The 13279-nt window shown below is 69.2% G+C and carries 9 protein-coding genes; 8 read left to right on the top strand and 1 reads right to left on the bottom strand.

The window, feature by feature from the left end; translation table 11 throughout:
* Positions 1 to 105: 105 nt before the first annotated feature.
* The 5 genes from FBY28_RS17840 to FBY28_RS17820 all read left to right on the top strand — a co-directional run bounded on the left by FBY28_RS17840 (position 106) and on the right by FBY28_RS17820 (position 4810).
* Positions 106 to 825, top strand: a complete 720-nt coding sequence (locus FBY28_RS17840; RefSeq protein WP_141868737.1) for an MBL fold metallo-hydrolase — start codon at positions 106 to 108, stop codon at positions 823 to 825.
* A 100-nt stretch (positions 826 to 925) separates the two neighbouring features.
* Positions 926 to 2068, top strand: coding sequence for a DUF4352 domain-containing protein (locus tag FBY28_RS26240; RefSeq protein WP_286178213.1), 1143 nt, complete (start codon positions 926 to 928; stop codon positions 2066 to 2068).
* 196 nt (positions 2069 to 2264) lie between these two features.
* The gene (locus FBY28_RS17830; RefSeq protein ID WP_141868736.1) at positions 2265 to 3131 is read left to right on the top strand and encodes a phospholipase effector Tle1 domain-containing protein; all 867 of its coding nucleotides are present in this window, start codon (positions 2265 to 2267) and stop codon (positions 3129 to 3131) included.
* 84 nt (positions 3132 to 3215) lie between these two features.
* A complete protein-coding gene (locus FBY28_RS17825) occupies positions 3216 to 4085 on the top strand; it encodes a DUF8453 domain-containing protein (protein WP_141868735.1) in 870 nt (289 codons plus the stop codon).
* 11 nt (positions 4086 to 4096) lie between these two features.
* On the top strand, positions 4097 to 4810 hold the full coding sequence (locus tag FBY28_RS17820; RefSeq protein WP_141868734.1) for a crotonase/enoyl-CoA hydratase family protein: 714 nt from the start codon (positions 4097 to 4099) through the stop codon (positions 4808 to 4810).
* Here the strand turns inward: FBY28_RS17820 and FBY28_RS17815 are convergent.
* On the bottom strand, positions 4807 to 5124 hold the full coding sequence (locus FBY28_RS17815; protein ID WP_141868733.1) for a PASTA domain-containing protein: 318 nt from the start codon (positions 5122 to 5124) through the stop codon (positions 4807 to 4809). The two genes, FBY28_RS17820 and FBY28_RS17815, sit on opposite strands and share 4 nt — an antisense overlap.
* Positions 5125 to 5256: 132 nt before the next feature.
* Here FBY28_RS17815 and recC point away from each other — a divergent pair, with 132 nt between their 5' ends.
* From recC to recD, 3 genes are read left to right on the top strand one after another with little or no spacing between them, the layout of a single operon-like run.
* The gene (gene recC / locus FBY28_RS17810; protein ID WP_141868732.1) at positions 5257 to 8433 is read left to right on the top strand and encodes an exodeoxyribonuclease V subunit gamma; all 3177 of its coding nucleotides are present in this window, start codon (positions 5257 to 5259) and stop codon (positions 8431 to 8433) included.
* A complete protein-coding gene (recB, locus tag FBY28_RS17805) occupies positions 8430 to 11669 on the top strand; it encodes an exodeoxyribonuclease V subunit beta (RefSeq protein ID WP_141868731.1) in 3240 nt (1079 codons plus the stop codon). Before recC ends, recB begins: the two co-directional genes overlap by 4 nt.
* Positions 11666 to 13276, top strand: a complete 1611-nt coding sequence (gene recD / locus FBY28_RS17800) for an exodeoxyribonuclease V subunit alpha (protein WP_141868730.1) — start codon at positions 11666 to 11668, stop codon at positions 13274 to 13276. The genes recB and recD overlap by 4 nt, the downstream gene beginning before the upstream one ends.
* The last annotated feature ends 3 nt before the right edge of the window (positions 13277 to 13279 follow it).

The following is a 13279-nucleotide window of genomic DNA, read 5'->3' as shown; positions in this document are numbered from 1 at the left end:
TCTGAAATACCAGATAACGGGGCAGTGGCTTTAAACACGCGCTGACGTGCGGTTTTTAGACCTGCAGTTTCGGGCGTCCACGCGCCTACCCATAAGGTGTTGCGCATGGCTTCCGACGCTGATCGCCTGTACTTCCGCCAGCTGCTGTCGGGTCGCGACTTCGCGGCCGGCGACCCGATCGCCCAACAGATGCGCAACTTCGCCTACCTGATCGGTGACCGCGAGACCGGCGACGCCGTCCTGGTAGACCCGGCGTACTCGGCGGGCGAGCTGGTCGACGCCCTGGAGGCCGACGGCATGCGGCTGTCCGGCGTGCTGGTCAGCCATCACCACCCCGACCACGTCGGCGGCACCATGATGGGCTTCACACTGGCCGGCGTCGCCGAGCTGCTTGAGCGGGTCAGCGTCCCGGTACACGTCAACGCCCTTGAGGCCGAATGGGTTTCCAATGTCACCGGCATCGCGGTGAGCGAGCTGACCGGCCACCAGCACGGCGACAAGGTCAGCGTGGGCAGTATCGACATCGAATTGCTGCACACCCCCGGACACACCCCGGGCAGCCAGTGTTTCCTGCTCGACGGCCGACTGGTCGCCGGCGACACCCTGTTCCTGGAGGGCTGCGGGCGCACCGACTTCCCAGGCGGCAACGTCGACGATATGTTCGCAAGCCTGCAGAAACTGTCGAAGCTGTCCGGCGATCCGACCGTGTTCCCCGGCCACTGGTATTCCGCCGAGCCGAGCGCCCCGCTGTCGGACGTGAAGCGCTCCAACTACGTCTACCGCGCCAGCAATCTGGACCAGTGGCGCATGCTGATGGGCGGCTGACCTCATCCGCTGACCGGCGATAATTTCGCGACCGTTTGCTGGCTGGACTATTGTGCGAGGTCACAGCGCTCTCGGGCGCGCGTTAGGGAGGAAACCCCGCATGACGACACCGCCGACCGCGGCCGGCTGGTACCCGGATCCCGACGGTTCCGGAGGTCAACGTTATTGGGACGGCACGGAGTGGACCGCCCAGCGCCCCGAGGGACCCGAGTTCACCGAAGAGACGTCGGCCTGGCCCGCAGAGTTGCCGCCGTGGCCCGAAGACGTGATGGCGATGCCGTCCTGGGAGGACGCCGGCAAGGGTGAGCCACCCGTCATCGCCGCCGACCCGCAACCGGAGCCAGAGCCCGAGATCGCTCCCGAGGCCGAGTCTGCGGACGGATATGCGCACGACCAGGATGAGCAGGACCAGCCGGTAGCCTCGGAATACGAAACAGAACCCGAACCCGAACCGGCCGTCGACGCGCCGGCCGAGGCACCCGAGCCGAGCGAGCAGCCCGCCGACGACTGGCCACAGCCGGACCTCACCATTCCGACCGTGACGCCCACGACCCCCGCCTTCGACCAGACCACCGCGGTGGTGCCGACCCTTCCACCGCCTGCCGAACCCGTCGCGTTCGGGGATGTCGGGGCCATCGAGGCCAAACCCGCGCCGAAGAGCCCGCTCAAGGGCTACCTGCTGGGCGTTGCGGCGTTGCTGATCGTGTTGGTCGGCGTGCTCGTCTGGGCCTTCGCGTTCGCCGATCCGGGCTCCGGATCCCCCGCCGCCACTGGTACGGATGGGACCGTGGAGACCGATGGGGCCACTGCGCCCGCCGTTCCCACGACGGATTCCGCCGACGCCGGTGACGCGGCCGCCCCGGCCGAAGGATCGGTCGTCGACGGTGACGTGACGATCACCCAGAACGGCGTCGATACCGTCCCGACGGTGTCTGCGGTCGACAACGAATTCCTCACCAAGACGGCAACCGGAAAGTTCGTCCTGGTCAAGCTGACGTTCCTCAACAACGGCCAGTCCCCCGCCACGTTCCTGTCCGACCAGCAGGTATTGACCGCGGGCGGGCAGCCGTACTCGCCCGATACCGAGGCGACCTTCTACCTCAACGGGATTTCGGCGGTGCTGTATCCGGGCGAGCCGGTGCAGGTGACCGTCGCCTACGACATCCCCGCCGACAGCAACCCGGAGTTCATCCAGGTCTCCGGTGACCTCGGCAGCGCCGGCGGACGGATTGCGCTGAACTGACCGAAATAGCTCGGCCGACTGCCGGCCGTGCGTTTTCCGGCCGACTTCCGACGAATTCCGTCGCACATGGCGGTTTAGACACCGAAATTCGTCGACAAAGCTATCGTCATGGGCGAGATTCCGCCTAGGTTGCGACGAGCGAGCTTGGCAGAATGATTCGCCAGGATTCGATTCAAGTGCATACCGGGGGGTTGCCGTGACGAATATCGTGCTGTGCTTCGACCAAGCGGGGGAAACCAACGCCGCGGCGCTGTTCCGCCGCGTCGACCCCGCCGACCAGATCAGCTGGCACCGGCACACCAGCCGACGCGCCGAGCAGGCCCGCCAGGCGGTGGCGGCGGCCTACGACTTCCTCACCGAGCACTGGCATCCGGGCGACCCGGTGTACGTCTTCGGGGCCGGCAGCGGCGCGGCATGCGCACAGGCCCTGGCCCGGCTGCTGGGCGCCATCGGCGTGCTCGACGGCGAGCTGCGCGATTACATGCTGTCGACCTACGCCCTGCCCCGCACCGAACGGTCGGCACAGGAATGGCGCCGAGTCACCGAGGTGGTCGCCGGGCTGGCCGAGCACGACGATATCGCGGTGCCGGTGCGCTTCCTCGGGTTGTGGGACAGCGCACCCATCCGTGGGGCGGGCGGGCCCGTGGCCGTCGTCGAGGGCCGCCACGCCCTTGCCATCGACGGTGGCACGTCACTGCAACGCGTCGACGGCGTGGACGAGGTGTGGTTTCGCGGAACCCACCGGGACATCGTCGGCGGCGCCCTGACCCTGGAGTGGATGCTCGACGGCGCCGCACGGGCCGGTCTGCGACTGGACACCGCCCCGTCGGTGCACGCCGAGGCCGAGAGTTCGGCGCTGACGCTGGCGCTGCGCACGCTTCCCGAGGCCGCGGCGGTGCATGCCAGCGTGCAGATGCACCTGCACAACCACCCGCGGTACTGGCGGCGCCTGCCCGCTCGGGTCCAATGGCACGACCTCGACTGGCTCGACCGTGGCGAGCGCCTGCTGGCCGCCGAACGCACAGCACCGACACCGGCGATGGCGCTGGCAACTGCCTCCTAGAACACGTCCTAGCAACGCCGTGCACCACATCGTGTGCGATCATCAGCGAAGTTCTCTATTCGCTTTCGATGACACGAGGTCACGGTGGACTGGTTCGAAGATCGGTGGGCCGACCTGTCCGGCCTCGGCTCGACGGGATGGTTGGCGATCGCGGCGTGGGCAGGGTTGACCCTCGCGCTCGCGGCGCTGATCTTCACCGCCCGCACATTGAAGCGAAACCGCCAGCTCAGAAGCGATGAAATACGGCCGCACGTGTCCGTATTCATCGAACCCCACCCGACCGACTGGCATGTCATCGAGCTGGTGGTGCGTAACTTCGGGCAGACCGCGGCGCAGGACATCCGACTCGAGTTCGCCACCCCGCTGACCGTCGGGCGTTACGAGGACGGCTATCCCGACCGGTTGCCCGAGATCGCCGAATTGACGCTGCCCAGCGAACTCCCCGTGTTGGCGCCCGGGCAAGAGTGGCGAACGGTGTGGGACTCGGCGATCAGCCGCGCGGAGTTCGGCGAGCAGATCGGCTCCCGGTTCGAAGGCACCGTCCGATACCGGGCCGACACCCGCAACTTCGAATCCGCCGTCGTCCTGGACTGGGCGACACTGCAACCGGTGCAGCGCCTCGAACTGCTGACCACCCACGACCTGGCCAAGCGGGAGAAGCAGAAGCTGGAGCTGCTGCGCAGCGTGCTCACCTACTTCCACTACGCGTCCAAGGAGACCCGGCCCGAGGTGTACCGGGCGGAGATCGAGCGGATGAACCAGGCGGTGCGCGAAACCCAAGACCGCTGGCGCACCCGGCAGAGCGACGACACCACCCAACTCGACTTCCCATGGAACAACGCTTCACCCCACAACGGCGGCTCATCGAACAACGGGGGCCAGACCGCACAGCAGCAGCCCACCGGACGGCATCACTCCAGCCCCGCCATCGGAATTCGCGAGCACGCTCCGTAACATCCGGACCTATGACCGCCACCTATGCCGTGCACGAAGCCGTCGCCACCATCACCCTGGACGACGGCAAGGTCAATGCGCTCTCACCGGCGATGCAGGCCGCCATCAACACCGCGTTCGATCAGGCGGCCGCCGATGTCGCCGCCGGAACCGTCAAGGCCGTGGTGCTGGCGGGTAACGGGCGGGTGTTCAGCGCCGGTTTCGAACTCAGCGTCTTCGCCTCCGGCGATGCCGACGCCGGGTACGGCATGCTGCGCGGCGGATTCGAACTGGCGCTGCGGGTGCTGACCTTCCCGGCCCCGGTGGTGATGGCCTCGACCGGGCCCGCGATCGCCATGGGATCGTTTTTGATGCTGACCGGTGACCACCGGGTCGGATCGGTGAAGTCGCGCTTCCAGGCCAACGAGGTGGCCATCGGCATGGTCATCCCCCAGGCCGCCCTGGAGATCATGCGGATGCGGCTGACCCCGCCGGCCTATTCGCGCGCGGTATCGGTGGCCGCCGTGTTCGCCGGCGACGCGGCGATCGACGCCGGTTGGGCGGACGAGATCGTCGAGCATGACACCGTGCTGACGCGCGCCCAGGAGATCGGCGCCGAATACGCCGCCACCCTGAACCTGAAGGCCCACCTGGCCAGCAAGCTCAAGGCCCGCCAGATCGCGATCGATGCGATTCAGGCTGGTATCGACGGGCTGGCCGAGGAGTACAAGAAGTCGACGAGCTAGCAGTCGCCGCGCTTGTTGACCGCGATCGCGGTCCATGTCTTGGCGCTGAGGCTCTTGCCCGCCGCCGGCTGCTGCTTGCAGACATCCCACATGCTCGGAGCCCGGATGGTCCAGCTCTCCACGTAGGCGTTGATGACCTCCAGCTCCGGACCGCCGGCATCCTTGACCGTCGTGTCGTACAGCGCCTGTGCATCGGCCAGGCTCAGCCCCCGCAAATTGGGCATCGTCCATGCCGTCGCAGCCGACGCGGTCGGGGCGCCCGCCACCGACAGCGCAAGGACCGCAGCTCCGCTGACTGCAAGTGTCCTGATCAACGCCAACTCCCTCTGTCGTCGTGCCGTGGCACGCGTCGTCGTCCCCGGCAGCCTAGACCGACCGCGCGGGTGTTTTCCCGACCTTCACCTGTCATGTCTTGCTTTGTGCCCAGCCCGTTACGCTGAGCGGCGATGGCCTTGCACCTGCACCGTGCCGAGCGCACCGATGTGCTCGCCGATGGCCTGGCATCGATGCTCGCCGAGCCGATGGCCGACCCATTCGCCACCGAACTGGTGCTCGTACCCGCCAAAGGTGTCGAACGCTGGCTCGGTCAGCGGCTGGCCAATCGGCTCGGGGTGTGCGCGGGCATCGAGTTCCGCAACCCGCGCTCCCTGCTGGCCGAGCTGACCGGTATCGACACAGGCGATCCATGGGCCCCCGACGCCATGGTGTGGCCGCTGCTGGCGGTGATCGACGACAGCCTGGACGAGCCCTGGTGCACGACGCTGGCCAACCACCTCGGCCATTTCGCCGACGGCGAGGAACGCGAGTTGCGACAGGGCCGCCGCTACGCGGTCGCGCGTCGACTGGCGGGGTTGTTCTCCTCCTACGCACGCCAACGCCCCGGCCTGCTGATCGACTGGGATGACATGCCCGCCGATCTGGCCTGGCAGCGCCCGCTGTGGGAACGGCTGATCGCGCGCGTCGACGCCGCCCCGCCGCATATCGCACACCGCGACGCGGTCGAGAAGTTGCGCACCGCGCCGAGCGCGCTGCCGCCCCGGCTGTCACTGTTCGGCCACACCCGCATCCCGGCCACCGAGATCGAGTTGCTGCAGGCCGTCTCGGCACAGCACGACCTGCATCTGTGGCTGCCCCATCCCAGCGACCCGCTGTGGCGGGCATTGGCCGGCCGGCGCGGCAGCATCCCGCGCCGCGAAGACACCGACCATCGCACCGTCGGACATCCGCTGCTGGCAACCCTCGGCCGTGACCTGCGCGAGCTGCAACGCGGCCTGCCCGTCCCTGATACTGACGAATACCTGCCCGCGACAAGCTATCCCGACACCATGCTGGGCTGGCTGCAGTCCGATATCGCCGCCGACGCGGTGCGCCCGGCGGGCCGGCGTCACCTGCGCACCGACCGCTCCGTGCAGCTCCACGCCTGCCACGGCGCGGCCCGCCAGGTCGACGTCCTGCGCGAGGTCCTGCTGGGTCTGCTCGCCGACGACCCCACCCTGGAACCACGCGACATCCTGGTGATGTGCCCGGACATCGAGACCTACGCCCCGCTGATCACCGCCGGATTCGGCCTCGGTGACGTGGTGCACGACGCGCATCCGGCCCACCGGTTGCGCGTCCGCCTGGCCGACCGCGCGCTGGTGCAGACCAACCCGCTACTGAGCGTGGCCGGTCAACTTCTCACGCTCGCCGGTGGACGCGCCCAGGCCAGCGAGGTGCTGAACCTCGCCGGTGCGGCACCGGTGCGGATGCGCTTCGGTTTCACCGATGACGATCTGGACACCATCACCGCCTGGGTGCGGGAGGCGAACATCCGATGGGGTTTCGACCAGGACCACCGTCGCCCCTACGGGGTCGAATACCTGCACAACACATGGCGATTCGGGCTGGATCGCATTCTGGCCGGTGTCGCGATGTCGGATGACTCGCACGCCTGGCTGGGCACCACACTGCCGTTGGACGATGTCAGCAGCAACCGGGTCGAGCTCGCCGGGCGATTCGCCGACTTCGTCGAACGGCTCACCGATGCGGTACGCGCCATGACGGGCAGCCGGCCGTTGGGCGACTGGCTGCAGACCCTCACCGAGGCGATCGAATCCCTGGCCCTCACCGAGGAGGACTGGCCGGCGGCCCAGGTACACCGCGAGTTCGCCGGTATCGCGGGGAACGCGGCAGGTTCAACGGTTGCGTTGCGGCTCAGCGATATTCGCGCCCTCCTGGACCGCAACCTGGCCGGCCGCCCCACCCGCGCAAATTTCCGGACCGGCACGCTCACGGTGTGCACCATGGTGCCGATGCGTTCGGTTCCGCACCGGGTGGTGTGCCTGGTCGGACTCGACGACGGCGTGTTCCCCCGCCGGGGCGTCGTCGACGGTGACGACATCCTGGCCCGCGACCCGCACACCGGTGAACGCGACACCCGCTCCGAAGATCGACAGCTCCTGCTGGACGCGATAGGCGCGGCCACCGAGACGCTGGTGATCACCTACACCGGCGCCAACGAATACACCGGGCAGCCCCGCCCGCCCGCCGTTCCGATCGCCGAACTGCTCGATGCCGTGCGCAGCACAGCCGAATCGGCCGAGCACCCCGACACCGCAGTGACCCGTCACCCCTTGCAACCCTTCGATATCGAGAACGTCCGCCCGGGCCGCCTGATCCCGGACCGGCCGTTCAGCTTCGATCGGACGGTGCTCGACACCGCCGAGGCGATGGCGGGCCGGCGCAGCGCACAGCCGAGTTTCGTGTCCGGTCCACTGCCCGACAAGCTCGCCGGCGACGTGCCGCTGGCCGATCTGATCGGCTTCTTCAAGAATCCGGTGAAGGGCTTCTTCCGCGCGCTGGACTACACCCTGCCCTGGGATGTCGACGGCGTCTCCGATGTCATGCCCGTCGAGATCGACGCCCTTGCGGAGTGGACGGTCGGTGACCGCATGCTCGGCGACATCATGCGCGGTATGACACCCCAGGATGCCCAGCAGGCCGAATGGCGCCGCGGCACACTGCCGCCGGGCAAGCTCGGGTGGCGGCGCGCCATCGCACTACGCGATCAGGCCGCGTTGCTGGCCGCCGAGGCGCTGCGCTACCGCGGCGCCGACGGTCAGGCCTTCGACGTCGACATCGACCTGGGCGCGGGCCGACGCCTCACCGGCACGGTACCGCTGGTCTTCGGCGAGCGCCTGGTCAGCGTCACCTATTCCAAGCTCGGCGGGCAACACCTGCTGGCGGCCTGGATTCCTTTGCTGGCCTTGACCGCTGCGCGCGGGGCGCACTGGTCGGCGGTCTGTATCGGCCGCCCACCGCGCGGCGTGCAGCCCCGGGTCACCGGTTTGGGCGCACCGCAGGACGCCACGAATCTGCTGCGCGATCTGGTGTCCATGTACGACGAGGGCCGGCGTCGTCCGCTCCCACTGCCCATCAAGACCAGCCATGCCTGGGCCGCGGCCCGCCACGTCGGCGATGATCCGCACCAGCCCGCCTCCTACCGGTGGCGCAACGAGCGCGACGACCCGGCCATCGAACGGGTCTGGGGCCGCGACGCGGCGCTCGAGGATCTCGACGGGTTGCCCGAGTACGCATCCCGGCTGTGGCTACCACTGCTGGACGCCGAGGAGGCGGCCCGGTGAAGACCTTCGACCTGACCGGGCCGCTGCCTGCGCCGGGCAGCACCACGGTGCTGGAGGCCAGTGCGGGTACCGGCAAGACGTTCGCCCTCGCCGGTCTGGTCACCAGGATGGTCGCCGAGGATCGGGCCGGGTTGGACCAGATGCTGCTGATCACCTTCGGCCGCGCCGCCAGCCAGGAACTGCGCGAACGGGTGCGCGGCCAGATCGTCGAGGCCATCGCGGCGTTCGAGGATCCGGGGCTGGCCACCAATGATCTGCTGCGCCATCTGATCGCCGACGATCACCACGGCAGGCATCAGCGACTGCGTGACGCCCTCGCCGGTTTCGACGCGGCGACCATCGCGACCACCCACCAGTTCTGCAGCATCGTGCTGAAATCGCTCGGCGTGGCCGGTGACAGCGACAGCGGTCTGACGCTGGTGGAGAACCTCGACGAGCTGGTATCCGAGATCGTCGACGATCACTACCTGGCCCGGTTCGGCCAGGACGGTGACCACCCCGCGCTGACCTATCGCGACGCCCGGCAACTGGCCAAACAGGTGGTCCGCAACCCCGCCGCGGAACTGCGGCCGTCCGATCCCGACCCCGATTCCGGCACCGCCGTCGCGCTGGCGTTCGCCAGGGACGTGCTGGCCGAGTTGGAGATCCGTAAGCGCCGCAACGGAATTCTGGGTTATGACGATCTGCTGACCCGGTTGGCCGATGCACTGGACGACCCGGATTCCGCGGCCAGGGTGCAGATGCCGCAGCGCTGGCCGGTGGTGATGGTCGACGAGTTCCAGGACACCGACCCGGTGCAGTGGCAGGTCCTGGAGCGGGCCTTCGCGGGGCAGTCCACCCTGGTGCTCATCGGCGACCCGAAGCAGGCCATCTACGGTTTCCGCGGCGGCGATATCGACACCTACCTGCGTGCCGCGCAGACCGCGGGCGACAAGCAGACCCTCGGCACCAACTGGCGCAGCGATGCCGATCTGGTCGAGCGGCTGCAGGTGGTGCTCGGCGGCGCCCAGCTCGGCGGTCCCGAGATCGTCGTGCACGATGTCGAGGCCCACCACCGGGGCACCCGGTTGGCCGGCGCCCCGCGCAACGACCCGTTCCGGTTGCGGGTGGTCTCACGCACCGGGAGCGGTACCCGCACCATCTCGATGGACCGGTTACGCACCCATATCGGTGACGATCTGGCCGCCGATATCGGTGCGTTGTTGAACAGCGGAGCCACCTTCGACGGGCGGCGGCTGCAGGCGCGCGATATCGCGGTGATCGTCGAAACCCATCGGGACGCCAGGGCCTGTGACGCGGCGCTGGCCAAGGCCGGGATCCCGGCGGTCTACACCGGGGACTCGAACGTGTTCGCCTCCCGCGCCGCACACGATTGGCTGTGCCTGCTCGAGGCGTTCGACCAACCGCACCGCTCCGGGTTGGTGCGGGCCGCGGCGGCGACGCTGTTCTTCCGCGAGACCGCCGAAACCCTTGCCGCCGGCGGCGATGCGCTGACCGACCGGGTGGCCGAGGAGTTGCGCAGCTGGGCCGGGCATGCCCGTGAGCGCGGGGTCGCCGCGGTGTTCGAGGCGGCCCAGCTGGCCGGGATGGGCACGCAGGTGTTGTCCTGGCAGGGTGGCGAGCGGTTGATGACCGACCTGGCGCATGTGACGCAGCTGCTGCAGGAGACCGCGCACCGGCAGGGTTACGGCCTGCCCGCGCTGCGGGATTGGTTGCGCACCCAGACCGGTGAGGACGGCGGGGCCACCGAACGCAACCGGCGCCTGGACAGTGATGCCGCGGCGGTGCAGATCATGACGGTATGGGTGTCCAAGGGGTTGCAATACCCGGTGGTCTATCTGCCGTTCGCCTTCAATCGCTATGCACCCGAACCGAACCCGGTGCTCTACCACGACGGGGACGTCCGGTGCCTGCATGTCGGCGAGGCCGGTCCCGACGTCCTGCGCGCTGGCAAGGCAGAGGCCGCAGCCAACGACAGCCGGCTGACCTATGTGGCGATGACGCGCGCCTGCTCCCAGGTGGTGGCCTGGTGGGCACCGTCATGGGATGAACGCAACGGCGGCCTGTCCCGGCTGCTGCGCGGACGCCGGCCCGGGCAGGCGCAGGTGCCTGCCGTGTGCTCGCCGGACCGGCTCTCCGATGCCGATGCCAGGGACAGGTTGCAGGAATGGGCCGATGCGGGTGGGCCCGTGTTGGAGGATTCGGTGATCGAATCCGTCCCGGCTCCCGACCTCGCTGACGCACCGGGCGATCTGGGCATCCGACGTTTCCACCGCCCCATCGACCTGTCGTGGCGACGTACGTCGTATTCGGGTCTGCTGCGCGCGGCCGAGGAGGCGCCGGTATCCAGCGAGCCCGAGATCGCCGAACTCGACGACGAGGTGGCCGATATCGCTCTGGTGGCGCCGGCCACCGGCGAGGACGTCGCGTCCCCGATGGCGCAGCTGCCCGTCGGCGCGGCATTCGGATCGCTGGTGCACGCCGTCCTGGAGACCGCCGACCCGCACGCGGGCGATCTGACGGCCGAGCTGCTCGGCCATATCGAACACCACAGCCCGCAGTGGCCGGTGACGGTGCCCGCTGCCGAACTGGCGGCGGCGCTGGTCCCGCTGCACGACACCGACCTGGGTCCGCTGGCCCCCGGTGTCACGCTGCGCCAGATCGGTTTGGCGGATCGGCTGCGCGAGTTGGACTTCGAGATTCCGCTGGCCGGCGGCGACGGCACCGTCGGCGGGTTCGCGCGGTTGACCGACCTGGCCGCGCTGCTGGCCACGCATCTGCCCGCGGAGGATCCGATGCGCCGCTACGTCGACCGGCTGTCCTCGGGATCGCTGGGTGCCCAGCCGTTGCACGGGTATCTCTCCGGCTCCATCGACGCGGTGCTGCGTGTCGACGGGCGGTATCTGGTGGTGGATTACAAGACGAACTGGCTCGGCGTGGGCGACGAGCCGTTGACCGCGGCCGACTACGGGCCCGAGCGGCTTGCCGAGGCGATGCTGCATTCGGACTATCCGCTGCAGGCCCTGCTGTACAGCGTTGTGCTGCACCGCTACCTGTCCTGGCGGCTACCGGGTTACGACCCCGATACCCACCTGGGCGGCGTGCTGTATCTGTTCGTGCGCGGCATGTGCGGACCGCACACCCCGGTGACCGACGGCAACCCGGCCGGTGTGTTCAGCTGGAAACCGCCCGCGGCGCTCGTCGTCGCCATCGCCGAGGTGTTGAGAGGACCGTGACCATCGACTTCGACGCCGCGGATATCCATGTGGCGCAACGGCTGACCGCCCTGGCCGGGGAGACCTCGGCCGAGGTGCTGCTGGCGGTGCGACTGGCGGTGCGTGCGCTGCGCGGCGGCTCGGTGTGCGTGGACCTGCGAGCCGCCGCCCCGGAAGCCGGCCTGGTGGCCGAGGAGTGGTTGTCCGCCGTCGCGGCCAGCCCCCTGTCCGCCGACCCGCCCGTGCTGCGGTTGCTCGGTGACCTGCTCTACCTCGATAGGTACTGGCTGGAGGAGGAACAGGTCTGCGCCGACGTGTTGGCGCTGGTGTCCACCCGACCGACCGGTGAGCTCCCGGATGTGTTGCGGCTGTTTCCCGACGAGTGGGCCGAACAGCGCGCCGCGGCCCAGCGGGCGCTGACCCAGGGGCTGACGGTCCTGACCGGTGGTCCGGGCACCGGCAAGACCACCACGGTGGCCCGGCTGCTGGCGCTGCTGGCCGAACAGGCAGCGTTGGCCGGTCGGCCTGCCCCGCGGATCGCGTTGGCCGCGCCGACCGGCAAGGCGGCAGCCCGGTTGCAGGAGGCGGTCGCCGAACAGATCGGGCACCTCGCCCCGCAGGATCGCGCCCGCCTGCAGGGACTGACGGCGACCACTCTGCACCGGCTGCTGGGCGCCCGGCCCGACACCTCGTCCCGGTTTCGCCATCACCGCGGAAACCGGTTGCCGCACGACGTGATCGTGGTCGACGAGACGTCGATGGTGTCGCTGACCATGATGGCCCGGCTGCTGGAGGCGGTGCGGCCCCAGACCCGGCTGCTGCTCGTCGGCGATCCCGATCAGCTGGCCTCGGTGGAGGCCGGCGCGGTGTTGGCCGATCTGGTCGACGGGTTGGGCACCGACCGAGTGGCGGCGCTGCGCACCTCACACCGGTTCGGGGCGCAGATCGGGACGCTTGCCGACGCGGTGCGCACCGGGGACGCCGATGCCGCGCTGGACGTGCTGACCGCCGGCGGAGACCATATCGAGTGGTCGGTATCGGCCGATGGGCTGCGGGATGTGCTGTCGGCGCAGGCGCTTCGGCTCCGCGAGGCGTGTGTCCTGGGAGATATCGACACCGCCCAGGCCACTCTGGAAGAGCATCGGCTGCTGTGCGCGCACCGGCACGGGCCGGTGGGGGTGACCCATTGGAACCGCCAGGTGCAACGCTGGTTGACCGAGGCGACCGGTGATCCATTGTGGTCGACGTGGTACGCCGGGCGACCGATCCTGGTGACCGCCAACGACTATGGGCTCAAGCTCTACAACGGCGACACCGGGGTGACGGTGGCCTCGCCCGACGGGCTGCGGGTGGCCGTCGGTGGCCAGACGTTCGCGCCGGGCCGGCTGTCCGAGGCGGAGACCATGTACGCCATGACGATTCACAAGGCCCAGGGCAGCCAGGCCGACGAGGTGACGGTACTGCTGCCCGCCGAGGACTCCCGACTGTTGACCAGGGAGTTGTTCTACACCGCGATCACCCGGGCCCGGCACCGGGTGCGGGTGGTGGGCTCGGAAGCCGAGGTGCGCGCAGCGATCTCCCGCCAGGCCATCCGGGCGACGGGCCTGGGGCTGCGGTTGCGCCGGTAGGCG

This window comes from Arthrobacter sp. SLBN-53 (genome assembly GCF_006715585.1).
Classification (GTDB): domain Bacteria; phylum Actinomycetota; class Actinomycetes; order Mycobacteriales; family Mycobacteriaceae; genus Mycobacterium; species Mycobacterium neoaurum_A.
Note: the sequence above shows the minus strand (reverse complement) of the source record. Positions and strands in the feature narration are given on the sequence as shown.